Origin of the sequence: Bacteroides intestinalis (assembly GCF_003464595.1) — a bacterium.
In the GTDB taxonomy this organism is placed as follows: domain Bacteria; phylum Bacteroidota; class Bacteroidia; order Bacteroidales; family Bacteroidaceae; genus Bacteroides; species Bacteroides intestinalis_A.
This window is the reverse complement of the sequence record NZ_QRZF01000011.1, coordinates 70,761-95,522: the sequence shown is the minus strand read 5'-3', so window position 1 is coordinate 95,522 and position 24,762 is coordinate 70,761. Positions and strand designations below refer to the sequence as shown.

General features: G+C 44.5%; 19 protein-coding genes. 1 reads left to right on the top strand and 18 read right to left on the bottom strand.

Going from position 1 to position 24,762, the window contains the following annotated elements; translation table 11 throughout:
* Positions 1 to 290 precede the first annotated feature (290 nt).
* From DWW10_RS15925 to DWW10_RS15865, 12 genes are all read right to left on the bottom strand, one after another.
* Entirely contained in the window at positions 291 to 2,882 is a 2,592-nt protein-coding gene (locus DWW10_RS15925) for an LruC domain-containing protein (RefSeq protein ID WP_118421810.1), read from the bottom strand.
* 186 nt (positions 2,883 to 3,068) lie between these two features.
* A complete protein-coding gene (locus tag DWW10_RS15920) occupies positions 3,069 to 5,834 on the bottom strand; it encodes an LruC domain-containing protein (RefSeq protein ID WP_118487128.1) in 2,766 nt (921 codons plus the stop codon).
* Positions 5,835 to 6,091: 257 nt separating this feature from the next.
* Positions 6,092 to 7,132, bottom strand: coding sequence for an asparaginase (locus tag DWW10_RS15915; protein ID WP_118421808.1), 1,041 nt, complete (start codon positions 7,130 to 7,132; stop codon positions 6,092 to 6,094).
* Between the two features lie 132 nt (positions 7,133 to 7,264).
* Positions 7,265 to 8,041, bottom strand: coding sequence for a tryptophan synthase subunit alpha (trpA, locus tag DWW10_RS15910; RefSeq protein ID WP_022210224.1), 777 nt, complete (start codon positions 8,039 to 8,041; stop codon positions 7,265 to 7,267).
* A 15-nt stretch (positions 8,042 to 8,056) separates the two neighbouring features.
* Positions 8,057 to 8,674 carry a phosphoribosylanthranilate isomerase gene (locus tag DWW10_RS15905; protein WP_118421807.1) on the bottom strand — a complete coding sequence of 206 codons (618 nt, stop codon included), beginning with the start codon at positions 8,672 to 8,674 and terminating at the stop codon, positions 8,057 to 8,059.
* 56 nt (positions 8,675 to 8,730) lie between these two features.
* The gene (gene trpC / locus DWW10_RS15900; protein ID WP_022393578.1) at positions 8,731 to 9,573 is read right to left on the bottom strand and encodes an indole-3-glycerol phosphate synthase TrpC; all 843 of its coding nucleotides are present in this window, start codon (positions 9,571 to 9,573) and stop codon (positions 8,731 to 8,733) included.
* 147 nt (positions 9,574 to 9,720) lie between these two features.
* Entirely contained in the window at positions 9,721 to 10,716 is a 996-nt protein-coding gene (gene trpD, locus DWW10_RS15895; protein ID WP_022393577.1) for an anthranilate phosphoribosyltransferase, read from the bottom strand.
* A gap of 159 nt (positions 10,717 to 10,875) precedes the next feature.
* Positions 10,876 to 11,442, bottom strand: coding sequence for an anthranilate synthase component II (locus DWW10_RS15890; protein ID WP_022210228.1), 567 nt, complete (start codon positions 11,440 to 11,442; stop codon positions 10,876 to 10,878).
* A gap of 126 nt (positions 11,443 to 11,568) precedes the next feature.
* Positions 11,569 to 12,969, bottom strand: a complete 1,401-nt coding sequence (locus DWW10_RS15885) for an anthranilate synthase component I family protein (protein ID WP_029428198.1) — start codon at positions 12,967 to 12,969, stop codon at positions 11,569 to 11,571.
* A gap of 27 nt (positions 12,970 to 12,996) precedes the next feature.
* Positions 12,997 to 14,169 (bottom strand): tryptophan synthase subunit beta, encoded by a 1,173-nt coding sequence (gene trpB / locus DWW10_RS15880; RefSeq protein WP_029328791.1) that lies wholly within the window; start codon positions 14,167 to 14,169, stop codon positions 12,997 to 12,999.
* A 287-nt stretch (positions 14,170 to 14,456) separates the two neighbouring features.
* Positions 14,457 to 14,921 carry a hypothetical protein gene (locus tag DWW10_RS15870; protein ID WP_118421806.1) on the bottom strand — a complete coding sequence of 155 codons (465 nt, stop codon included), beginning with the start codon at positions 14,919 to 14,921 and terminating at the stop codon, positions 14,457 to 14,459.
* A gap of 7 nt (positions 14,922 to 14,928) precedes the next feature.
* On the bottom strand, positions 14,929 to 15,597 hold the full coding sequence (locus DWW10_RS15865; protein ID WP_118487126.1) for a hypothetical protein: 669 nt from the start codon (positions 15,595 to 15,597) through the stop codon (positions 14,929 to 14,931).
* Between the two features lie 393 nt (positions 15,598 to 15,990).
* On the opposite strand from DWW10_RS15865, the gene DWW10_RS15860 reads away from it, so the two are divergent.
* Entirely contained in the window at positions 15,991 to 16,581 is a 591-nt protein-coding gene (locus DWW10_RS15860; RefSeq protein WP_118421804.1) for an HdeD family acid-resistance protein, read from the top strand.
* A 328-nt stretch (positions 16,582 to 16,909) separates the two neighbouring features.
* Here DWW10_RS15860 and DWW10_RS15855 read toward each other — a convergent pair whose 3' ends face one another.
* From DWW10_RS15855 to DWW10_RS15830, 6 genes are all read right to left on the bottom strand, one after another.
* Complete coding sequence (locus DWW10_RS15855) at positions 16,910 to 18,205, bottom strand: S28 family serine protease (protein WP_022391313.1); 1,296 nt, start codon at positions 18,203 to 18,205, stop codon at positions 16,910 to 16,912.
* A 201-nt stretch (positions 18,206 to 18,406) separates the two neighbouring features.
* Positions 18,407 to 20,596 carry a glutamine synthetase III family protein gene (locus DWW10_RS15850; RefSeq protein ID WP_118421803.1) on the bottom strand — a complete coding sequence of 730 codons (2,190 nt, stop codon included), beginning with the start codon at positions 20,594 to 20,596 and terminating at the stop codon, positions 18,407 to 18,409.
* Between the two features lie 116 nt (positions 20,597 to 20,712).
* Entirely contained in the window at positions 20,713 to 22,101 is a 1,389-nt protein-coding gene (locus DWW10_RS15845; RefSeq protein ID WP_182021428.1) for an ammonium transporter, read from the bottom strand.
* Positions 22,102 to 22,204: 103 nt separating this feature from the next.
* The gene (locus DWW10_RS15840) at positions 22,205 to 22,561 is read right to left on the bottom strand and encodes a P-II family nitrogen regulator (protein WP_022391593.1); all 357 of its coding nucleotides are present in this window, start codon (positions 22,559 to 22,561) and stop codon (positions 22,205 to 22,207) included.
* 135 nt (positions 22,562 to 22,696) lie between these two features.
* A complete protein-coding gene (locus DWW10_RS15835; protein ID WP_007214345.1) occupies positions 22,697 to 23,416 on the bottom strand; it encodes a TorF family putative porin in 720 nt (239 codons plus the stop codon).
* A gap of 88 nt (positions 23,417 to 23,504) precedes the next feature.
* Positions 23,505 to 24,737: an LL-diaminopimelate aminotransferase gene (locus DWW10_RS15830; protein WP_022391592.1), complete on the bottom strand. Its 1,233-nt coding sequence runs from the start codon at positions 24,735 to 24,737 to the stop codon at positions 23,505 to 23,507.
* Positions 24,738 to 24,762 lie beyond the last annotated feature (25 nt).

Below are 24,762 nucleotides of genomic sequence, written 5' to 3'. Positions count from 1 at the left end.
TATTCTTTTTTCGTCAATACATTTGTTTCGTTTGATAATAAGCAAAAATACGCTTATTTGCGCTAATTGTATTTGTATAGGGAGAGAAAAATCATATAATTAACTCTTTTTAATAGATATTCCTCGGTCAGATGAAACAACTTTCTCTTTAGAATCATCAAATAATGTTTTTCCGCTTTTTAGGCTCTTGATAAGGAGGAAAAGAGTGTAATTGATCAGTTCTGTAAAGCGAGACATAAAAAAGTCAGATGTTTTCTGACTTTTTTATGAAATTTGCTTCATATCGGTGATTAGGGTTTTATAAAAATGTCATTATTATGATTGGATATCCAATCTGTATTGTTAGCTCCACCGCTTGTGACCCAACCTTTGAAATCAGGGTAGACATCTGTAATCATTTTCCGTTCTTTGGGGTATTTCCATACGTCTGTACTCGGTATACAAATGCCCCATGCTAAACCTTCAGTACTGATATAGTACCCTTTCTGGTTAACATTAAGCATGTTATTGCGTGCAGAAGCATCGTTACTCATTCCAAATAAAGTAGTAGTGGCTAATTGGGTAGGAGCATAATTGGGCAAGTGTATTTCTGTACGCCCTGTATTTTCCTGGCTTTCTTTACTTATAATGAATACATCTATATTTTTGATCTTTATGGCTTCCATAGCTTCTTCAGTTGTAGAGAATGTCATCGCGATTTCAAACGCAGCTCCATTTCCATTGTATGTACTTCCAGCAGTTGGATCCGTGCAATAGAACGTAAAGTTATCATCTGCAATAGAAGGATTGCAATACTTATGTGCATTAGTACAGAGAATTACAACCGGGTGATCTTGTCCGCTTTCAAAGGCAGGAGATCCATTTTGTACTTTTCCACTTAAGGTTACTCCACTACTGCTTACATCCAAGAATTGAATTCCTACACCAGTCTTACGGCTGGAACCTACGGCACGTACATTTCCTTGAATGGTTAACTTCTTGCCATCAGTTATATTCATCTTGTCAATAGTAATAACGATGTCGTTCATGTCAAAGTCACCGTAAGCGGGCCATTGATCCTCAAAAGCATAAGTATAGATGGTGTTGTCGCCTGTATCCGGTTTGGGAGGATCTACGGGATCGGGATCACCGGAATTACCTTCGTTGATGATGCCACCGCAGGTTTCAATTTCGTATTTAGATTCATCAAAACCTGTTTGGATGATGCCTTGATCTGATTTAAGACAGTCTGCATTATTGTTTGCTTGAGAGTAGTCTGGAGTGCCTTCTACGACTAAATTCCCTTCCAGATGGGTTGTCCAATTATATTTGATAAGTTGGGCCTTTATCATAGACTTATTAGTCTTTGTACCTGTGTTTCCTCCGATAAAGCGGTTGTTTCCGCTCTTTATAGTTAACGTCCTAGCTTTAATGATAGAGCCATTTAGTAAATTAAATTTAGCATCATTTTCATTAGATATAGTAGGAGTCGGCATCCATGCTTCATTCTCTAGTCCTGCAGTTATGGAACCATGATTCAATGTTACATCTCTGAAAGAAAAATTATTTTTAATAATCATCATGCAAGCATTGTATATAAGATCTCCAGAACCTCCACTGTTGAAATTGAAAACTTCAATAGTGCCGTCATTGTATAAAGCAAGTCCGGTATTTACGGCATAGCCTTTGATTTGAGCTTTATCATGATTAATAATTCTTGTTCCTGTGCCATTGTTTGTCCAGATTTGGCCACTTGGCTCATTGTTGAAAGAAATATTGGCACTATTAAACAGAGTTCCTCCGTTCATGGAGATATTCCCTTTTACATTTAGATCTGCTTTGTTCACAAAGGCTGCGTCAACTAGGTTTAATTGGGGCGTTTCGAGTTTATTACAATTAAAAAAGGTTGTCTTATTGAGGGCTATCTGATTGGTGGTCTCAATAACTCCGTTGTTGTAGAACTCTCCTGCACTTCCCGGATTAATGAGTGATGCAGCTTTAATAGTACCAAAATTTACAATCTTGCTACACTGGAAGCTAAATGTTCCTTTTATATTTAAAAGTCCTTTGGGGGCTATTGTCAGATTGGGTTTGTTATCGAATGTAAGTCCATTGTCACTGATGATTTTTCCACCATCTAATACATATATATCAAAAGCATAGTAAGTGGTACTGATTTTCCATGTACCTTTCACATAGATACTCATTCTACCATTTACTTGAATATCTTTAGTAAATGGAGATATTTCTGTGTAATTTTCTGTGATGATGTATTTGGCTCCATTATCGAATGTCATGCCGGACCCCCAATCATTTGTTGGTTGATCAGATTTTGATGGTACGTCAATATTATCTTTATAGTCAGGTACTTCAGGCTCTATTATTCCGGCTTGTTTTGCTGCTTCATAGGCAGAAGTACTCTCGGATGTTTCGGTACGTGTAGTCGTTGTAGCATAATATAACTTACAATTTAGTGTACCTCCATTTTCTGGTATAGTGTATTGATAGATTTCTTTCCGTTGGTTAGGGTCAGTTTGGCGTACAAAGACTTGTTTGCAGTTTTTAGGTATACTGATCTCTGTTATATAACTGTTTCCACTTTTGGCATATCCAGCAGCAAGTGGCGTTGCTGTTTTGTCTGACAATGGATTGGAAGTAAATACTTCTATCAGATAATTGTACTGTCCGTTGAATTCATCTTTGACTTCAACATTCAATTTGACAGTGGTAATCATTGACCAGTCAAAGCCGTCGGGGGCTACAAAGTCTTCTCCTAAGGGGTTCTCAACAGGGGCTACGGGGCGAACCTTGTCCGGGTTGTACACATCTTTATCCGCGCAAGCTGCTAAAAATAGGGGGGCTACAAGGGTGATAATTAAGCAATCGTGTTTTCTTATTCTCATAACTATAATTTTTAATCGTGTAATATCGGTTGGCTTTTTTACGCAACAAATATAAATAGAATATTTAACTTTTATGGCTTTTTAGCCTTTTTTGTGAAAGGAATGTTGTTTTTCTGGTGATTGTGATAAAAAAAGCCGGAAGTACACTTCCGGCTTTAAGATAAAAATTGTTTTGATGTTCACTTATCAAGGTTTTACAAAGATATCGCTGGTGTGGTTAGAGATCCAACCTAAATCTTCCGCTTGTCCACCATTGATTACCCAGTTTTTGAATCCGGGATAAACAGCTGTGATTATCTTATATTCTTTTGGCCATTTCCACACTTCTGTACCAGGAATACAAATACCCCCTGCCAAACCCTCAGTACTAATATAGTAGCCTTTTTGGCCGACATTAAGCATACTATTGTGTGCAGAAGCGTCATTACCCATTCCAAATAAAGCTGTGGTAGCTAAATTGGTAGGAGCATAGTTAGCCATATGTATCTCCGTACGTCCTACATTCCCTTGGGCTTCTTTACTGATAATGAATACATCCAGGTTCTTGACATTCATAGCTTTCTTTGCTTCTTCGTCTGTAGATAATGTCATTGCTATTTCGAACGCAGCTCCATCTCCGGAATTGTATGTATTTCCGGCAGTTAGATCCGTGCAATAGAACGTAAAGTCATCATCCGCAATAGAAGGATTACAATACTTATGTGCATTAGTACTGAGGATTACAACTGGATTGCTTTGTCCACTTTCAAAAACCGGAGTTCCGCTTTGTACCTTTCCACTTAAAGTTGCTCCACTGCTACTTACATTCAGGAACTGGATTCCTACACCAGTCTTACGGCTGGAACCAACAGCACGTATGTTTCCTTGAATGGTTAACTTCTTGCTATCGGTAATGGTCATCTTATTGATAGTGACAACAATGTCATTCATGTCGAAGTCACCATAAGCAGGCCATTGATCTTCAAAGGCGTAAGTATAAATGGTTTTATCCTCTACATCCGGTTTTTCGGGATCTTCCGGGTCGGGATCACCTTCGTTACCAGAATAGTAATAGCCACCACAAGTAGAGAATGTATTCTTTGATCCTCCCCATCCGGTAGTTGAACATCCGCTTGTAAGCCATTTGGCATTATTTATGCCATTATAAGGAGGATCATAGGTAAATGCGTTTTCAGGCATTTCTATAACCAGATCCTTTAAATTAGTGTCGCCTCCTTGAGATATACGCACTCCTCCAACCTGCAACAAAGAAGGATTGCTTCCTTCTCCCCTGAAATTGCTTGGAGTCCTATTGATATGTAGCAAAGTAGCTTTGATTACTGAACCGTTCTTCAGGATGTATTGTATCGGGCTATCATTACTCATAACTACTGGAACCGGTTTCCACTGGTCAGCATTGCTTTCGGATGTATTCAGATTTTCAGGTCTTTCTCCGGTGATGGAACCATTATCGAGCGTCACATTTCCCCAATTGAATTTTTCTTTCACTATCAGTGCGCAGCTATTGTATAGTATATCAACTGAAGAATTTTCGAAAATTGTGAATTCGCCATAACTATCATTATAGACAGAAACTCCTCCACTCAGGTGATATCCCTTAATAATTCCTTTGTCATGATTGACTATGAAACTACCACTTGATGTGTTATTAGTCTTTATAACACCTGTTTGTTCATCTACTAAAATTGCTCCATGATTACTAAAGCTACTAATAGTAAATTCCAGATTTTGAGATGAAATCTGACCTTTGTTCAGAACTTTGCTGCCATCTACCTTGAACCATTGTCCAACTGTAAGTTCACCTTTATTAATGAAGTTCATTTTAACAAGGTCCATGACTCCGGCAACCTCGATTGTACCGGCATTGTAAATCTCCGGATATGAACCCATATTTGCAGTAATAGTGGCAGCCGTAATCGTACCAAAATTCTTATAAACCTTACTACATGGTTTGAGTGTACCGTTGTTGATGGACATAGTTACACCGGAGGCGATAGTCACTGATGAAGTTGATGCTCCAAATGTTACGTCTCCATTTGCAATAAAGTCTCCTCCAATGAACCAATCACCATAATTGGCAGCAAAATTACTTGTACATTCAACTGTACCGCCTTTTTCTACAACAAATTTAGAAACAGTTGTAAACGTCTTATTACTTGGAGTTGCAATTTCTATTTTACCTCCGTTTAATACGTAAATGTCAAAGTTAGAATAGATATTAGTTACTTTCCATGTACCTTTTACAAAAATCGTACCTTTACCGCTGGCCATCTGGTAGATTACACTGCTTACTTCTCCAGCTGGGACAACGATTCTTGCTCCATCATTGAACTTATTTTTATCGTATTGGCTCACAGGATCGTCCGATTTGTCCGGAGCTGTCGGGATATCAGGGGTTTCTACTGTGTAATTGTTGTCTTCCAGCTCTTTAAAACCTGCAGCAATAGCAGCATTAGCGGCCGAAGTGCTACCAGTACCAGCTCTCGTAGTGGTACCTCCTGAATAATACAGTTTACAATTTAATGTCTCTCCATTTCCCGGAACAACGAATTCATAAACTTCCTTGCGTTGTTTCGGATCAGTTTGACGAACATAAACTCGTTCTATGGATTTAGGGATGCTAATTTCTACAACATAATTTTTTCCAGCCTTTGCATAGTCTGCAGCAATAGGAGTTGCAGTTGCATCGGTCAGCGGATTAGTAGTGAAAACTTCTGCCAAATAGTTGTACATTCCGTTGAACTCATCTTTGACTTCGATGTTCAACTTGACAGTAGTAATCATTGACCAGTCGAAACCAGTTGGGGCTACAAAGTCCTCTCCCAAAGGATTCTCAACGGGGGGGACAGGGCGTACCTTGTCGGGATTATACACATCATTATCCGCGCAAGCCGCTAATAATAAGGGGGCTACGAGGGCAATAATTGCGTAATAGCGTTTTAAAATTTTCATACTTCTCTTATTTTAATGTTATATTGGTTAGCTTTTGTGGTTCAAAGATAAATAAATTATTCAAGTTTTAGTTGCAAATTATGTCTTTTAACAACTTTGATCGCGTTTTACTTAAAATATGTTTAGTGAACATTTCAGCCTATGTAACAGCTGATTGCTCATTTTTCCTTTTAACTTTAATAGTTTTATAGTTATCGGAATTTTGGAAAGAAGGGGAAAGTTGATTTTTTTAGCCTTTAAGGCCGTCTGGCTATGGCTTATGCTTTGGTGATTTCTCCCGCAAGGTCGGAGTTCATGCGGTAACGGATTTCTGCCTGGCTGAGACCATGGCCGAGAAGGAACATAAGTTTGGTGACTGCGCATTCGGGGGTGCTGTCGTAGCCACTGATAACGCCTGCCTGGAGAAGTTTCAGACCGGTCTCGTAACGTCCCATTTCAACGATGCCACGTTGGCATTGGGTAATATTTACAATAATGATACCGCGCTCGGTAGCATCTTTGAGTTGCTGGATGAACCATTCCTTCTGAGGGGCATTACCGGAACCGAAGGTTTTGAGTACGACTGCTTTCAGACCGGGGACGTGAAGAACTGAGTTGATGATACTCTCCTGAATGCCAGGAAAGAGGGTAAGCATAACTACGTTGGTATCAAACAGATAATGGGGCTTCATGGGACGTGTCGGATCAGGACGACGGATGATATGTGCATCGTACTTGATGTGGATACCTGCATGAGCCAGTGAGGGATAGTTGAATGAACGGAATGCGTTAAAGTTTTCGGCATTGATTTTTGTGGTGCGATTACCGCGCATTAATTCATTCTCGAAAAATATACACACTTCGGGAACGATGGGGGTACCATCGGGATTCTTTGCCGCAGCTATTTCTATAGAGGTAATAAGATTTTCTTTTCCATCTGTACGCAGAGTGCCGATAGGGAGCTGAGAGCCGGTGAGAATAACGGGTTTAGCCAGATTCTCAAGCATGAAACTGAGAGCAGAGGCCGTATAAGACATGGTATCGGTTCCATGAAGAATGACAAAACCGTCGAAGTAATCATAATTGTAGTTGATAATCTTTACGATTTTTGCCCAAAGCGAAGGCTCCATGTCAGAAGAGTCAATAGGAGGATCAAACTGATAGGAAGAGATGCGATAATTGAAACGTTTCAGTTCGGGAACATGTTTGAGAAGATGATCGAAGTTGAAATTTTCAAGCGCACCTGTCTCTGGGTTCTCTATCATGCCGATGGTTCCACCGGTATAAATTAGCAACACGGATGGGTAGTCAGTCTTCATAAACATAACCGGGTTTGATTATTTTGGGTGCAAAGATAGGAAAAAAATAGTGATTAGGGGTAAGTGGTTAGTGATAAGTGACATTTTGCCATTACAATGTCATTTACTTATCACTAATCCACTCCTTTCCAATCACTTCTTCAGCCCTTCTTTCAACTGTGTGATCGCCTTTTCTGCATCTCCTTCAGCTTCATTCAGCAGGGTGACGAATCGGCTGCCGATGATAGCACCTGAAGAGTTGGCACAAGCGGCGTCAAATGTCTGTTTGTTACTGATGCCGAAGCCAACCATGCGGGGATTGCGCAGATGCATATCCTGTATCTTTTTGAAATAAGCTTGCTTCTGGCTATCGAAATCTTTCTGGGCACCGGTAGTAGCAGCGCTGGATACCATATAGATGAAGCCGTCGGTATGTTCGTCGATTTCACGGACACGGGCTTCACTGGTTTCGGGGGTGATGAGCATGATGACACGGATGTCGTAACGGTCGGCAATAGGTTTATACGTTTCTTCGTAGTCTTTGAAGGGAAGATCGGGAATAATAACGCCGTCGATACCACATTCTACGCATTTTTGACAGAAAGCCTCGAACCCGAATTTCATGATAGGGTTGAGATAGCCCATCAGAATGAGAGGAATACGGACATCACTACGGATATCGCGGAGTTGCTCAAACAAAATACGCAGCGACATACCGTTGCGGAGAGCACGGGTAGCGGCTTCCTGGATAACGATGCCGTCAGCCATCGGGTCACTGAAGGGAATACCGATTTCAATAGAATGGACCCCATTGCGTTCGAGGGTGCGGATGACGTCGGCAGTACCTTCCAGGGTTGGGCAACCGGCACAGAAGTAGATGGACAGCAAGTTTTTAGGGCTGTCCTGAAAAAGTTGATTTATACGATTCATGATGTTATTCTAAATTTAATTCGTTCTTAATTCTTTGAGAAAACGTTCGATTCGTTCCACATCCTTGATGCCCGGAGATGTTTCGAAGCGACTGTTGATATCGATACCGGCAAGGCGGGGATGGTGGAATTCTTTCAGAGCTTTGACACTGTAAGAATTGATACCGCCGCTAAGCAGGAAGGGGGTACTGCCAGTGTAACGTTGCAGAATGCTCCAGTCGAATTGCTGTCCGGAGCCACCGTAGTGGACGGTACGCGTATCGAACAGATAGTAGTCGCAGAAACCTCCATAATCAGATACGGCAAGAAGATCCTTGGGTAAGGCGATGGAAAACGCTTTGATGATCCGGATACCCTGTGAATGAAGGGTGCGGCAATATTCGGGTGATTCGTCACCGTGCAGCTGGACGTAGTTCAGGCCGAAACGGTCGACATACATAAGGATGTTTTCTTTGGTTTCGTTGACAAAGACACCGACACGTTTGGCAAGCGTAGGCAGGTACCTGGGTATCTGGTACAGGTATCTGGGGGATTTGGGATAGAAGATGAAACCGATCATATCTACACCTAATACTTCTACATCGCGGATATTGTCTGCATCGGTCATTCCGCATACTTTGATCATTGTATTCATGGGCTTATGTACCTTAAAAATCACGAATATATGAAATTATGTGTGAATTTCCAAATTTATATACCGTGAATGAGTTCTTCCAATGTGCTTCCGGGATCGTCTGTACGCATGAATGTCTCTCCCATAAGGAAACCACGGAAGCCTGCTGAGCGTAGCTCACGGATGGTTTCAGGGTGCGAAATACCACTTTCGGAAACGAGCAGCGGAGGCGTCTGAAAATCAATTTCAGCAACAGCATTTTTTAACTCTTCTGCAATGCGGAAAGAGTTTTCTATGTTGGTGACGAAGCTGCCCAGATTACGGTTGTTGACGCCGACCATATCCGTCTCCTTATATATATAGGAGAGTTCGGAGGTACTGTGTACTTCGAGTAGAACTTCAAGCCCAAGTTCGTGTGCCTGCATGGTGAGTGTATGGCACTCATCAGGTGTGAGGCAGGCGGCAATGAGCAGCACTGCATCGGCACCTACAATGCGGGCTTGCAGAAGCTGATACTTGTCGATAATGAAGTCCTTACGCAGGATCGGGATGTTGACCAAAGGGCGTGCTGTACGGATGTCACGCAGAGTTCCGCCGAAGAACTTTTCATCCGTGAGGATGGAGAGGGCGGAAGCTCCGGCTGTTTCATAAGCAGGTGGAATGAGATCGGCCTGTGCGCTTTCCTTGATCCAGCCCTTGGAAGGGGAACGGCGTTTGAACTCGGCAATGATGCCGGATGAAGAGTTTGCGAGTGCACGCTTCATGCTGTGGACGGGCGTTGTACCGGAAACTCCGGTTCCGACAGCTTCCTGCATCATGGCAGCAGCTTGCTCTTGCAATTGACTGAGGGAGACTGCTTGCTTTTGCTGCTCTATCTCAATCCGCTTGTGGGCGATGATTTCGGATAAAATATCTTTCATTGTTTTTGTTTTTTGAGTTGACGAGAGGGGGGAGAAGTTGACGAGTTGACGAGTTGACGAGGGGGGAAGGGCTGCGCTGTACTTGTGAGCGAATTCGCCCAGCCATCATGCCGAAAGGCCTTGTCCCCTTGTTCCCTTGTTCCCTAGTCAACTATTAATCATTATAAACTTCTTCAACGTCTCCAGCGCCCGTCCACTCTCCAGCGATTGGCGAGCGATGGCAATGCATTCTTCGATTTCCTTTTCAGGTTCCATCACCTGGATGGCGAAGGCGGCGTTGACAATGACACATTGCGTTTGGGCACGTGTGGCACGGTTATTAAGGATGTTATCAAAGATGCGGGCGGCATCCTCCTTACAGGCTCCGCCGAAGAGCTCTTCAGGCTGTGCGGCATTGAAACCCAGCGCTTGCGGACGGTAAATTCGTTCGTAATTGCGCGTCATAACTTTGAATTCGTCCGTGAGGGAGATTTCGTCGTAGCTATCGAGACTGTTGACTACTGCAAAATCGATACCGAGTTTGTAAAAAACATTTGTATAGAGTCGCATCTGCGCAAGATCGGCCACACCGAGCAACTGGTAAGTAGGCTTGCAAGGATTGACAAGCGGGCCAAGAAGGTTGAACAGTGTACGTACTCCCAATGCCTTGCGCACAGGGCCGACGAACTTCATTGCCGGATTGAAAAGTTGGGCATGCAGGTAGGCGATGTTACACTCGTCCATGCTGCGTTTCAACTTGTCGGGATCATTGGTGAAACGGATGCCGTGTTGCTCCATGACATTGCTTGCCCCACTGACGGAAGTGGCACCATAATTGCCGTGTTTGGCAACTTTGTAACCGGCTCCGGCCACCACAAAACAGGCACAAGTGGAAATGTTGAACGTGTTCTTTCCATCACCTCCCGTACCTACGATATCGATAGGCCGATAAGGCGCGAAGTCGATAGGGATGCGAGTCTCCATAAGGGCTTCGCGAAAGCCGATTAGTTCATCTACTGTGATGCTACGCATCTGAAATACAGTGAGTAATGCGGAAATCTGTGCTTCGGGGTAAGCTTCCCGGGTGATGTTCAGGAGAATTTGCTTGGTTTCTTCTGAAGTAAGCTCTTCGTGGTTGAAGAGACGGGTTAATATATCTTTCATTTTCTTATTTACGATTAGACGATTTACAATTTACGATTGAAAATTCTGTTGTGTTCGGAATGCCTCACTTTAGCGTTTGAAATGCCACATGTTAACGGTCATGAGGTGTGGCATTCCGACCTGTGAAGTGCGGCATTTGGCCTCATGAGATGTGGCATTTCAGACGCCTTTCAGCCAGTTGCCTACAATCTGTTTTCCATCGGGAGTCAGTACCGATTCCGGGTGAAATTGGATGCCGTGAACATCGTATTCCCGATGTTTCAGTGCCATGATTTGACCTTCGGAACTGATGGCGGTGATAACCAATTCTTCGGGAAATCCGTCCGTATCCACTACCCAGGAGTGATAACGGCCGACTGGTATTTCAGTAGGAAGACCGGAGAAAATGTAATCTTTATTCTTTATTTTTACATTCGTTTGTATGCCGTGAAAGACTTCACTCAGATTGGTGAGTTTCCCGCCGAATGCTTGTCCGATGGCCTGTTCACCCAGGCAGACGCCAAGTATGGGTTTCCGTCCTGCGTAAGTGCGGATGACCTCTAATAGTAAGCCTGCCTCCTCGGGAATGCCGGGGCCGGGTGAAAGGATGATTTTATCATATTTCTCCAGTTCCTCAAGCTCAAATTTATCATTGCGTAGCACATCTACTTCTGCACCGAGTTCTTTTACCAGATGGGCAAGGTTGTAGGTGAAAGAGTCGTAGTTGTCTATGATTACTGTTTTCATGATTTCATTTACAATTTACAATTTACAAAGTACAATTTTAAAGTACAATTTACAAAGTACAATTTGGCTGCGCTATGTACGCCGCATGGCAAATTGTACTTTGTACATTGTACATTGTACATGAATTTACATTTTCTCCGCCATTACGATTGCCTTTTTCAGTGCTCCCAGTTTGTTGTTCACCTCTTGCAACTCGTATTCTTCATTGCTCTTGGCTACGATGCCGCCGCCTGCCTGAAACCAAAGTACACCGTTGCGACTGACGAAAGTACGGATGGTAATGGCCTGGTTCAGTGAACCGTTCAGTCCGATGAAGCCGATGCAACCGCCGTAAGCACCGCGATTGTGCGGTTCCAGTTCGCTGATGAGTTGCATGGCGCGTACTTTGGGTGCACCGCTCAGAGTGCCTGCCGGGAAGGTGTCGATGAATGCTTTGATAGGGCGGGCATCTTCGTTCAGCGTACCGCTGACGCGGCTTACCAGGTGGATAACATGACTGTAATATTGCATTTCCTTGTAGAAATCCACTTTTACATCGTGGCAGTTGCGGGAAAGATCGTTACGGGCGAGATCGACCAGCATGACATGCTCTGCATTCTCTTTGGGATCATCATGCAGATATTGGGCGTTCAGTGCATCCTGTTCGGGATCTCCGGTGCGCTTGGTAGTACCGGCGATGGGGTCGATGTAGGCGTGGCGGCCTTCGATGCGGCAGTGCGTCTCGGGTGATGAACCGAAGATGCGGAAACCTCCAAAATCGAAATAGAACAGATAAGGAGAGGGGTTGATGCTGCGTAAGGCACGATAAAGTTTGAAGTCATCGCCTACGAAACGTTGTTCGAAACGGCGGGAGAGAACAATCTGGAAAACATCCCCACGCAGGCAGTGGGCAATTCCCTGACGGATATTTGCTTTATGCTGTTCGTCGGTCAGTGGGGAAGTGGTTTCACCAACAGCACGGAAATCATAGGCGGTGTAATTGCGGTTATTGATGGCTTTCTGCACCGTATCCAGTTCACTTTCTTCACCGGGGGCAAGCATTTCAAGAAGTACCATTTCGTTCTTAAAGTCGTTGAAGACAATGAGGTATTGATACAAGATGTAGAGCATATCCGGTGCGTCGTTGGTGGCTTCGCGGCTATCTTTTACGGGAATATTTTCAAAATAGCGTACGGCATTGAAAGAAGTGTAGCCATAAAGGCCGCAGTAATTGGCATATTCGCCTTCCACATGGAAGCGGCCGAGGAAATCCTCTAAAGCTTTTTCTACAGGATATTCCGGTGTGATGGGACGTTCTTCGCGAGTACCGTCGGGTAGGCGGAAGATGGCTGTTCCGTGGTCGATGCTGACGCTTGCCAATGGACAGAGTCCGATAAATGAACGGTTATTTTCACTGCCGTGATAGTCGGAGCTTTCCATGAGTGCACTTTGGGGAAAGACGTCGCGGACTTTAAGATAGGTACTTACAGGAGTGTGCAAGTCCCCAAGAATAGTACGACTATGTGTTTGATAGTTATATGTATTCATAACCCTTTAATTTTTAATTTATAATTTTTAATTATTAAGATACGTCTCTATATCCTTGTCTCCACGTCCCGAAACAGTCAGTACAACAACATCATCGGGTTTGAAGTTCAGCTTTTCGAGGGCACCGAGGGCATGGGCACTTTCCAGGGCGGGGATGATACCTTCCAGTTTCGTCAGTTCGTAGGCGGCGCGGATGGCTTCATCATCATTAACAGCAAGTACGATGGCACGTTTTTGTGCAGCTAGATTGGCATGCATGGGGCCGATACCCGGGTAATCCAGTCCGGCAGAAATAGAGTAGGGCTCTTCTATCTGGCCGTCTTCGTTCTGGATGACGTAAGTGCGTGCACCGTGAATGATTCCCATCTGTCCGAGGGCGATGGTAGCGGCAGTCATACCTGTATCTATTCCTTTACCACCGGCTTCGGCGAGGACGATCTGCACGCGGCTATCGTCGATATAATGGTAAATGGTTCCGGCGGCATTGCTACCACCACCTACACAAGCGATAAGATAGTCGGGGCAGTCACGGCCTTCTTTCTCAATGAGTTGCTTTTTGATTTCCTCGCTGATGACGGATTGCAGGCGAGCCACCATGTCGGGATAAGGATGGGGACCGACTGTGGAACCGATGATGTAGTACGTATCGGCAGGATGACAACACCAGTCGCGGATTGCCTCGTTGGTAGCATCTTTCAGCGTCATATTTCCGGAAGTGACGGGGATGACGGTTGCACCCAGCATCTTCATTTTTTCTACATTGACATGCTGGCGTTCTACATCCGTTTTTCCCATGTAGACGATACATTCCATGTTCATCAGGGCACATACGGTGGCAGTAGCTACTCCGTGTTGTCCGGCACCGGTTTCGGCGATGATGCGATGCTTGCCCATGCGGCGTGCCAGAAGAATCTGTCCGATGGTGTTGTTAATCTTGTGAGCTCCTGTATGGTTCAGGTCTTCACGTTTGAGGTAGAGCTTGCAGCCATACTTTTCGGAAAGCCGGCGGGCATAGTAGAGTGGGGAAGGACGCCCTACGTAGTCACGCAGCAGTTGGTCGAACTCTTGCTTGAAATCTTCGCTTTGCAGTACTTTGAGATAGGTGTTCTGCAACTCTTCCACACACTTGTGGAGTATTTCGGGAACATATGCTCCACCGAATTCTCCGTAATAACCATCTTGATTTACTAAAAAACTCATAATCCTATTTTTTATTTAATTGTTTACGATTTACTGTTTATCTCAAAACCGGATAAAAGAAAAGAGCCCTGTCGCAGGTTGCGACAGGGCTCTTTCTTAATCTATATTATGTTCACATATATACATACGAGCGCTGCTCCCTTACGACTGTCGGAGTTGTAACGGGCGCCACCACCAATATGTATTTATGAGCATTGTTTTCATTGTCTTTTTGTTTTAACTGGGGGCAAATGTAAGCACTTTGTTTTAATTACCAAAGAATTTCTTGCTTTTTTTCGTTATTATGTCTATTTTCGTTTCATTAACTTGCAACTGAACGAGTTGTCTCCATTAATAATACGGAATATTGTAATAGGAGGAAGAGTGCTGGCACTTACTATTATACGCTCTCCGTTTGTCTGCATTTGGCGTAATAGTTTTCCTTCTATTGAATAAAGTGATATTATGCTTTTTGCTGGGAATGCAGGGATAATGAAAGAGTTGTTTTCCCAGTCATAAAATGGATATAGTTTGGACTCTGAAGAAAAGGCTTCAACTCTTGTTGGTAAAGTTTTCGGAGCGATAATAATTGTTCCTATCTGGTAATAGCGCGTATTGTCTTTAAATATAGAACTGGCTGTAGTGGGAATGATTATATTACCGGATAGAGATTGGGATGAACATACTACCGGTTGGCCAATGACAGTTACTTTTTGTGCACATGCAGTTGTAACTGTTATAATCAAAATACTAATAAGTATATATTTTTTCATAAGTAATTTATCTTTGTCTGATGAGCGTATCTCCGCGACGGCTGTCACCACCAATGATTATTTTATTTTCATCTACTACTATGGTGTAGTAAACGTTCGTTTTATTCTCAGCATCAATCACTGCTAATATTCCAGCTCTGTTGAGTGACCATGTAAATGCTATTTTTATTTCTTCTTTGTTTAACCAAATCTGATATCCTGTACCGTCAGCATTGAATATGAAGGATTCTTCTCCTTCTTTAGGATCATTGTAGGTATTTTTCCATGTACCAACTAATTGTTTGGCAGTAATAATGCCATCAAGTGATGCAGCTTGTCCTGCATAGAGTGCATAGGGTACTGAAGTTATTTTAGGGCTACTACAAACAGTTTGATTAATGATAGTAATTAAATAATAGTTATTTGTACTCCAATCAATATCTGCTGATAAATTAAGAGTAAGATTACATACTCCTGTCTTGTCAGTATGGACATTGAAGTTTTGAGAGTAAACAGCTTTGCCTTCCTCGTTCCCTTGACGGATTTCAATACGAATACTAACATCTTCATCTGCCATAATTCTACCTGTTTCAGGATCTAAAACCATGATTAGGTAGGACATTTCACACGGTGCTTGAGCTGAGGTGTTTTGAATAAAGCAACAAATAACAAATAATAGAATCGTGATTTTTTTCATTGTTTTATAGTATTATAGATTAATCATATGTGATACAAATATATATATTATTCTTAGTTTATAAACATTGAAAAACTTTTTTTGAAGACTATTTTGAGATTTCGTTAAATCCTAATTTTAGTGAGACTTTTCTTTTTTAGCAAAACATTTTGTATGTAAACTTGTTTTATAACATGTATTAAAAACAACCATTACTTATATAAAAAAGAAAGGATGAACTATGAAGCGAAAACATTTAGTTGCCATTGGCGTATCGATTGCTATTCTCTTGTTACTTTATTGGTTATTGGTGGCCGAAGATATGAATGCTTGGCTGAATGTTAATTGATTTTTCGTGACTTTCTTGCGGAGTTGTGCGGATAAAAATGTATCTTCGCAAAAAATCATAAACTCATGAAAGGAATAAGTAACTCATTTTTGCGTACGATATGTGCGCTGATAATCGGTTTGGTATTGGTGATGTTTCCCAATGAGGCCGGGGACTATTTTGTAATAACGATCGGTGTTGTGTTTCTGATACCGGCATTATTAAGTATCATCGGGTATTTTGCCATGAGTGCCGAAGAGAGACGTCGCCTTCCTATCGAAGGAATCGGTAGCCTGCTGTTTGGTCTGTGGCTGATCATTATGCCCGGTTTCTTTGCGGATTTGCTGACGTTTGTATTGGGATTTATCCTTGTACTGGGTGGTGTGCAACAGATTGCGTCGCTTTCTGCCGCCCGTCGCTGGATGCCGGTTCGTGTGGGATTTTATATTATTCCGGTGCTCATTCTGATTGCAGGGCTGGTTGCCTTGTTCAATCCGACGGGGGTGCGTTCCACGGCATTTATCATTATCGGTATCAGCAGCATAGTATATGCAGTTTCCGAATTGATAAATTGGTTCACATTCACTCGCAAACGGCCGAAGGCACCGGGTACGCCGGGAGCTTCTTCAAAGGCTGTAGACAATATTGAGGACGCGGAAATTATAGAAGATAAATGAAAATTTAGTTGACAAGGGAACAAGTTGACAAGGGAACAAGGGGCTACGCAGTGTTAGGCTACGCGGTGAAATGATAATTTAGCGGGAGATGAAAGGCTGAAGTATCTCAAATTCTCCTCCTCTTGGGAATTGCTCTCCCCCGATAACGGGGGAGTCGGAGGGGGTGGAGTACCCGTAGGGGGAGGTGGTAGGTAAAACAATAAAATACCTATGAATAATAAAATTAAGGAATTTCTTTCTCACCTACCACCCCGCCCTTTGGGCACCCCTCCTCCAACTGGAGGAGGGGAATGAAGTTACTCCACATATCCCACCGCTAAATTATCATTTATTTTAGCCATTGTTTTATCAGTTCCATCACTTCTTTCTTTTCTTTTTCGGGCAATGTACTGATACGTGCCAGATGGCTGCCATTCGGTTGGATAAATACATGAATATTCTTCTTGTTTTTCAGCCAGGTGACGCCTGCGGCTGTCCATGGGTCGTTCTGACCGTAAATGAAGATCATCTTCGGGTCCTGTTTCTTTAGAAACTTTGTTATTTTCTTACTTAAAGTTTTGTCGAAAGGCATATCTTTCAACTCTTCGGGAAGCATCAGACGGTGCAGATAACCTTCACTGGACTGGATGGAGAGATACTGCTTGAACGGTTGGACGTCATAACCATAGTATCCCAATTCACGGGCAGCTTGTACGAAGAAAGAAGCATTGGGACTGTCGGCGGTGAAATATCCCGGTTCACTGATGGCAAGCAGATGAGAGAAAATTTCATCATCAGAGGCTGTAGTAGCGGGTATGGAGCTGATAGGAGTACCCCACTGCCACAAAGCGAAAGAATATTCCAATACCGAGTAATCGTAAATTTCTTCAATCGGTGCACGGAATGAATAACTCTTTTCAGTACAATATTTTTCAAAACGGGGAAGTAAAGTTGCTTTCCGTTTCAATGCTTCCAATTGGAAATCTTCAATTTTCTTGCGGTTTTCCGGTGTTGAAACTTTATGCAGGAAAGGCTCATGACGTCCATCTTCTACTCCATAACAAAGCGGAGCTACGTAAGGAACGGAAATATCTACATCATCCGGATAGAAAGTGCGGTAAAGCAGGGTAGTCTGTCCTCCTTTGCTGATGCCGGTGGCGATCCATTTACCCGGATAAATGTTTTTGAATGCGGTGGTGATGGCATGTAAGTCGTCTGCAGAGTTCTCGGCCGTTAGGTATTGCCAGTCTTTGGGTTCGGGGGTAGATTCAAGGAAGTAGCGATATTCCACGAATATCATGTTGGCATTGAGAAGTTTTGAAAGCTCTTCACGGTATTGGGAACGGAGGGCGTAAGCGGCGCCATAGCCTTCGGTAACGATCACTGTGGGGCGGTCGAAGCCGACATGAGAAACGATAACGCGTTGGCGAAAGCTGCCTTTCTCCGGATGGCGGTGATCCAGCGGCTGAGTAAAATAGGTCACATATTTCTCTGAAAACTCAGAAGTTTCCAGTGGGCGGATTTCTTTAATGGCAGAAATCCCGCTGATTTTTTGCTCCAGAACGGTCTGTGCGAAAGAAGAGGCCGATGCTGACAGCAAAACAAAGAGTAGGAGTGCTGCATAGCGAATGTGCATGTTCTTCATAATGAATCGTTTTTAATTTATCATCTGGTTTTGTAAATATTGACAAAGGTACGAAAAAGTGATATGCTGGAAAATAAATTACGATGATATTTTAGTTTTCAAAAAAAGAGAGAGAACTGCCTCCCGGCACCTCTCCCCCTGCAAACTTAAAACAACCAACAAAAGAAATAGAATGATTTTATTAGTTAATCACTTCTTTACTTATCTTATAAACAAGAGTTCCCTGTATTTTGGCAGCGTCCACATCTGGTTGTCGACAATCAGTTCCAACTTGTCGATATGATAACGGATCTCCTCCATTGCCGGCACGATGGTGTCGTGGTAGGCAATGGCTTTCTCACGTTCACTTTCGATCTTGTTGGCCACTTTGCGGGCTTCGATCATGGCATCTACATGCTCTTTGATGAAGGCGGTGCGGTCGGCAATCTCTTCGATGAGTTCAAGGTTCTTGGCAGACAGTTTTGCAGCTTTGTCGCTTGGGAACAGGTCCTTCATCTTGTAAACGTTATCAATGAGATCCGTTTGATACTGCGTGGCTACCGGGATGATGTGGTTCATGGCCAAATCACCTAATACACGAGCTTCAATTTGGATTTTCTTAGTGTAAGTTTCCCATTTCACTTCGTTGCGGGCTTCCAGTTCTTTCTGAGTCAGTACACCGGTATTTTCGAACATGCGGATACTTTCCGGCTTCAGATAGCTGTCGAAGATGAGAGGCACACTGGTTTCGCAATCCAGACCGCGTTTCTTGGCCTCTTCTTTCCATTCGTCACTGTAGCCGTTGCCATCGAAATGGATGGGCTTACAAATCTTGATGTATTTGCGGATAACCTCAAGGATAGCCGAAATCTTCGGTTCACCCCTTTCGATGAGTTCGTCCACATCTTTTTTGAATTCTACCAGTTGCTCGGCTACGGCGGCGTTCAGGGCAATCATGGCACAGGCACAGTTTGCTTCCGAACCTACGGCGCGGAACTCAAAACGGTTTCCGGTGAAGGCGAACGGACTGGTGCGGTTACGGTCGGTATTGTCAATCAATAATTCCGGGATCTGCGGAATATCCAGTTTCATACCTTGCTTGCCGCTAAGGCTTACGAGATCATCCTTGGTGCTCTCCTCAATGTGTTCCAATACCTGCGACAACTGTTTGCCCAGGAAGCTGGAAATGATTGCGGGAGGTGCTTCGTTGGCACCCAAGCGGTGTGCGTTCGTGGCACTGGAAATAGCGGCTTTCAATAATCCATTATGCTTGTAGACTGCCATCAGGGTGTTCACTACGAAAGTGATGAAGCGCAGGTTTTCTTCGGGTAGTTTACCCGGTCCCATCAGCCCGATGCCTGTATCCGTACCCAACGACCAGTTGTTGTGCTTACCACTACCGTTGACGCCCTTGAAAGGCTTTTCGTGCAGCAGCACGCGGAAGCCGTGGTTACGGGCTACTTTACGCATCAGTGCCATGACGAGCATGTTATGGTCTACAGCCAGGTTACATTCTTCGAAGATGGGAGCCAGCTCGAACTGGTTGGGGGCTACCTCATTGTGACGCGTTTTAACGGGGATACCGAGCTTCAATGCTTCGATTTCCAATTCCTTCATGAAAGCTGCCACGCGGGTAGGGATGGCACCGAAATAATGGTCTTCCAACTGTTGGTTCTTGGCACTGTCGTGTCCCATCAGCGTGCGGCCTGTCATCAGTAAGTCGGGACGGGCGGCATACAGACCTTCATCGATCAGGAAATATTCCTGTTCCCAACCCAGATAGGCAACTACCTTCTTCACTTCCGGATTGAAGTAACGGCATACGTCTACGGCAGCTTTGTCTACGGCACGCAGGGCTTTCAGCAACGGAGCTTTGTAGTCCAGTGACTCACCGGTGTATGCAATGAAAATGGTCGGTATACAGAGCGTATCATCGACGATGAAAGCCGGAGAAGAGGGGTCCCATGCGCTGTAACCGCGTGCCTCGAACGTATTGCGGATGCCACCGTTAGGGAAGCTGGATGCATCCGGTTCCTGCTGAACGAGCAGTTTGCCTGTGAATTCTTCCATCACACCGCCTTTGCCATCGTGCTCGATGAAAGCGTCATGTTTCTCGGCTGTACCCTCAGTCAATGGGTGGAACCAGTGGGTATAGTGGGTAACCCCCATTTCGAGTGCCCATTTCTTCATACCGGCTGCCACTTCATCAGCAATGCTGCGATCCAGCGGAGCACCATTGTCGATCACGTCAATCAGTTTGGCATATACCTTGCTCGGCAGATACCTGAACATCTTTTCCTTGTTGAACACATACTTGGCATAATATTCCGACGGACGTTCCGCGAGGGCTGCCACTGCAACGGGTTTCTTTTTAAACGCCGTTTCTACTACTCTGAATCTCAATTTAGACATAATACTTTATTATTGTTGGTTCGTAAATTAGTGATTAGGGTTTGGTGATTAGTGATTAGTGGCTGCGCTGTATGCGGCATTTTGCTTATCACTAATCACTAACCGTTGATCGTTATCTAGTTGTATGCTGATTCGCCATGTTCGTAGATATCCAGTCCTTCTTCTTCTACACGTCTGCTGACTCGGATACCTATCCATGAATCTACTACCTTATAAAGGATGAAAGTGATTACTGCACTGAAGACGATGGATACGAGAGTTGCGAAAATCTGTATCCACAACTGATGCCAGTCTCCGTAAAGTGCACCTTGCTGACCACCTTCTCCGGTGATGTATTGGGTAGCGAAGACACCGGTCAGGATGGAACCTACAATACCACCGATGCCGTGCACGCCGAATGCATCCAGAGCATCATCATATTTGAATTTCGGTTTCACCACTGCAACCATGAAGAAGCAGACGATAGGCGTAATCAATCCGATAAAGAACGCACCCAGTAAATCTACCGTACCGGCTGCGGGAGTTATTGCTACCAATCCGGCAACGGCACCCGTGCAAGCACCTACTGTGGTTGGCTTTTTGTTGCAAATCCAGTCGATTGCCATCCAGGTTACGGCTGCCACGGCAGTTGCGATATGTGTTACCATGAATGCGTTGGCTGCAAGGCCGTCTGCTGCAAGTCCACTACCAGCGTTGAAACCGAACCAGCCCAGCCACAGGAAAGAAGTACCCAGAAATACGAATGTGATGTTGTGCGGAGTGATCGGGTGACCTATTCTGTAATCTTCTCGCTGTCCCAACATGATAGCCATCACAAGTGCGGAGATTCCGGCATTGACATGTACTACTGTTCCGCCAGCGAAGTCAATGGCTCCCATTTCCTGAAGGAAACCACCGCCCCATACCCAGTGTGCCATCGGGAAGTAGGCCAGGATAACCCAAAGGATGATGAATACCATATAACCGGAGAACTTAATTCTTTCGGCAAATGCACCTAAGATAAGGGCGGGAGTGATAATGGCAAACATGCACTGGAACATGACGAAGGTCAGTTCGGGGATGTTGCCCGAAGTCAGTGTGTCGATGGTGATACCGTGCAGGAATGCTTTGTCGAAACCGCCAATCACAGCTCCCAGCGGACTACCCGATTCCATAAAATCTGTGCCGAATGCCCAACTGTAACCGAAAGCGACCCATAGGATGCTGACGATACCTACAATGAACAAGGTCTGCATGATGATACTCAATACGTTTTTCTGACGGACCAGACCACCGTAGAAAAGGGCGATACCGGGGATGCTCATTAGTAATACCAGAATGGTGGCTGTAATGATCCATGCTGTGTTACCGCTATCCAATACCGGTTCTTCTATTATTACAGCCGCACTTTCTACAGCTTTGGTAACGGCATCTTGTGCATATATTTTTGTTGTAAAGCACGTTGCCATAAGGACAGCAAGGGCTATCCACAGCCTGGCAGTGCTGCGTTTACTATATTTATCCATAAGTTTTTTGCTATTAGTTGTACTTGTATTCTTTGTTATTTTGAGTGTATCGCTCTCTCACTATCGAGCGTGTCACTCTCTCCGTGGTTTAGTGCTGCCTGGATTATTTTTCCTGTTCGGCATTGTAGAGGGCGATGTCGCCACGTTCGGCGGTGCGGATGCGGATAGCGTCTTCTATGGGGATGATGAAGATACGCCCGTCGCCGATTTCTCCGGTCTGTGCGGACCTGATGATGGCCTGCACGGTCTTTTCGGCGTTCTTGTCGCGTACCACGATAGAGATCAGGATACGCTCAATGGAACTGGTGTCGTACATTACACCGCGGTAGATGCGTGCCTGACGGGATTTTCCTATTCCCCGGACGTCGTAGTAGGAGAACCATTCGATGTCCGCTTCGAGCAATGCGTCCTTTACATCCTCGAATTTTGTCTTGCGGATAATTGCTTCAATCTTTTTCATACCTTAATACATTTACGTTTTTTTTAGTTGACGAGGTTTTTTAGTTGACGAGTTGACAAGGACCTTTCGGGGTGTCCGTTTCTTATCCTTGTCTCCTTGTTCCCTCGTCCCCTTGTTCCCTATTCTTACTCTCTCTCAAAAACTAACTCCGAATACGAAGTATGCACCCTGCGTGTGTGGATTGAACGTCACTTGTGCAAAGGTGGGCAGCGAAAAAGAATTTGTGAATTTGATTTCTTTTTCAGCTTTCAGTGTGAGGTTGGTTACGTTAAACTTGTTGGCATACGCACCTTCCCATGGGGTAAGACCGACTTCTGCCGACCAGTCCAGTCCACCGAGTTTAAAAGGTGCGCTGATGCCTACATACGTGGAATAAGCTCTGTCACCGTTCTCCTTCGTATAATCATCTCCGGCAAAGTAAGTGTTCCAACTCAGTGCCAGCGGACCGAAATCATATCCCAGAGTGGCTTCGAAGATGTGTACCGTGCTATGTGCGCCATACTTGAAATAATCTCCCGTATATCCGCCATCCTCTTTGTGGTAGGAGAACCAGTAATCTGTAACGGATACGCTGAAACCGCCTGTATTGTAACCCAATGTGAGGTCGATCTCTCTGGCATCTTCCTTGTCGATGCCTACCGAGCCCCAAGCTGTCAGTGACAAGCCCTTGTAGCTGACTCCCATGCTGGGCTGGATACTTACACCACCGCAGTCTGTTCCACGCCAGATGTAGTTGCTTACAAAATCTGCACCGACTGAGGCCTCCACTTTATCCTGTGCCTTTGCTGTGAAAGGCATTGTTGCTGATAATAGCGCGATGGCTATCATTCGGAATTTTACGCTTTTCATTTTCATACCTATTTTACCTTTTAAGTTTAGACAAATTGCGGATGATCAGTCCGGTGAAACTATAGTTTTATTTTAGTTGTTATCTCTTTCATCTTCATACCAGCCATTTTCTGATTCTCCTCATGGCTTCCACACAATCTTCGTGATTCCCGAAGGCGGTCAGGCGGATGTAGCCTTCTCCGCTGGGGCCGAAACCTACACCGGGTGTTCCTACTACATTGGCTTCGTACAGCATCTGTTCGAAGAAGCGCCAGGAACCGATGCCATTCGGTGCTTTCAGCCAGATGTAAGGAGCATTCACGCCGCCATACACTTTCAGTCCGGCTGCTTCCAGACCCTCTTTCATGGTTCGTGCGTTGTTCATATAGTAGTCGATGTTTTCCTTTATCTGCTGCTTGCCTGGCGGGGTGTAGATGGCTTCGGCAGCCCGTTGGGTGATGTAGCTGGTACCATTGAATTTGGTGCATTGACGGCGGTTCCAAAGACGGTTCAGCGGAATGCGTTCACCGGTCAGGGTGGCGGCTGTCAGCTCTTTCGGAACTACGGTGTATCCGCAACGGACTCCGGTGAATCCGGCTGTCTTCGAGAAGCTGCGGAACTCTATGGCGCATTTCTTGGCACCTTTTATTTCGTAAATGGAGTGGGGAACGTCTTCTTCCTGTATAAACGCCTCATAAGCGGCATCAAACAGAATCAGAGTGTCGTTGGCGAGTGCGTAGTCCACCCATTTTTTCAGTTGTGATTTGGTCAGCGTTGTTCCCGTCGGATTGTTCGGGTAGCAAAGGTAGACGATGTCAATCCGCTTGTCCGGTATCTCGGGAACAAAGTTGTTTTCGGCGGTACAGGGCATGTAGGTCACGTTGCTCCATTTGCCGTCTTCTTCCAATACTCCGGCACGGCCACACATTACGTTGCTGTCTATGTATACCGGGTAGATGGGGTCTGTCACTCCCACACTGTTGTCGTGGCGGAGGATATCGCCTATGTTGCCCGTATCGCTTTTGGCTCCATCGTTTACGAATACTTCCGTAGAGCTAAAATGAATGCCTCTCGGAGCATAATCATGTTTGATGATTGCTTCAATCAAAAAGTCATATCCCTGTTCGGGACCGTATCCGTGGAAGGTACTGGCATTTGTCATCTCATCCACTGCCCTGTGCATCGCCTCGATGCAAGCCGGTGGCAGTGGCCGGGTAACGTCTCCGATACCCAGGCGGATGACCTCTTGTTTAGGGTGCGTTATCCTGAAAGTATTCACCTTTTTAGCTATGTCTGAAAATAAGTAACTTCCCGGTAGTTTCAAAAAATGTTCGTTTACTAATGCCATACTTTCTTGTTGTTTTAAGTTTATT

What these genes read in the sequence shown, in the direction of transcription:
- DWW10_RS15870 (WP_118421806.1), bottom strand. Translation starts at nt 14,921, where the DNA reads ATGAAAAAATATATACTTATTAGTATTTTGATTATAACAGTTACAACT.
- DWW10_RS15855 (WP_022391313.1), bottom strand. Translation starts at nt 18,205, where the DNA reads ATGAAGAACATGCACATTCGCTATGCAGCACTCCTACTCTTTGTTTTG.
- DWW10_RS15860 (WP_118421804.1), top strand. Translation starts at nt 15,991, where the DNA reads ATGAAAGGAATAAGTAACTCATTTTTGCGTACGATATGTGCGCTGATA.
- trpA (WP_022210224.1), bottom strand. Translation starts at nt 8,041, where the DNA reads ATGAATCGTATAAATCAACTTTTTCAGGACAGCCCTAAAAACTTGCTG.
- DWW10_RS15845 (WP_182021428.1), bottom strand. Translation starts at nt 22,101, where the DNA reads ATGGATAAATATAGTAAACGCAGCACTGCCAGGCTGTGGATAGCCCTT.
- DWW10_RS15915 (WP_118421808.1), bottom strand. Translation starts at nt 7,132, where the DNA reads ATGAAGACTGACTACCCATCCGTGTTGCTAATTTATACCGGTGGAACC.
- trpD (WP_022393577.1), bottom strand. Translation starts at nt 10,716, where the DNA reads ATGAAAGATATATTAACCCGTCTCTTCAACCACGAAGAGCTTACTTCA.
- DWW10_RS15840 (WP_022391593.1), bottom strand. Translation starts at nt 22,561, where the DNA reads ATGAAAAAGATTGAAGCAATTATCCGCAAGACAAAATTCGAGGATGTA.
- trpB (WP_029328791.1), bottom strand. Translation starts at nt 14,169, where the DNA reads ATGAGTTTTTTAGTAAATCAAGATGGTTATTACGGAGAATTCGGTGGA.
- DWW10_RS15925 (WP_118421810.1), bottom strand. Translation starts at nt 2,882, where the DNA reads ATGAGAATAAGAAAACACGATTGCTTAATTATCACCCTTGTAGCCCCC.
- DWW10_RS15835 (WP_007214345.1), bottom strand. Translation starts at nt 23,416, where the DNA reads ATGAAAATGAAAAGCGTAAAATTCCGAATGATAGCCATCGCGCTATTA.
- DWW10_RS15865 (WP_118487126.1), bottom strand. Translation starts at nt 15,597, where the DNA reads ATGAAAAAAATCACGATTCTATTATTTGTTATTTGTTGCTTTATTCAA.
- DWW10_RS15890 (WP_022210228.1), bottom strand. Translation starts at nt 11,442, where the DNA reads ATGAAAACAGTAATCATAGACAACTACGACTCTTTCACCTACAACCTT.
- trpC (WP_022393578.1), bottom strand. Translation starts at nt 9,573, where the DNA reads ATGAAAGATATTTTATCCGAAATCATCGCCCACAAGCGGATTGAGATA.
- DWW10_RS15920 (WP_118487128.1), bottom strand. Translation starts at nt 5,834, where the DNA reads ATGAAAATTTTAAAACGCTATTACGCAATTATTGCCCTCGTAGCCCCC.
- DWW10_RS15850 (WP_118421803.1), bottom strand. Translation starts at nt 20,596, where the DNA reads ATGTCTAAATTGAGATTCAGAGTAGTAGAAACGGCGTTTAAAAAGAAA.
- DWW10_RS15885 (WP_029428198.1), bottom strand. Translation starts at nt 12,969, where the DNA reads ATGAATACATATAACTATCAAACACATAGTCGTACTATTCTTGGGGAC.
- DWW10_RS15830 (WP_022391592.1), bottom strand. Translation starts at nt 24,737, where the DNA reads ATGGCATTAGTAAACGAACATTTTTTGAAACTACCGGGAAGTTACTTA.
- DWW10_RS15905 (WP_118421807.1), bottom strand. Translation starts at nt 8,674, where the DNA reads ATGAATACAATGATCAAAGTATGCGGAATGACCGATGCAGACAATATC.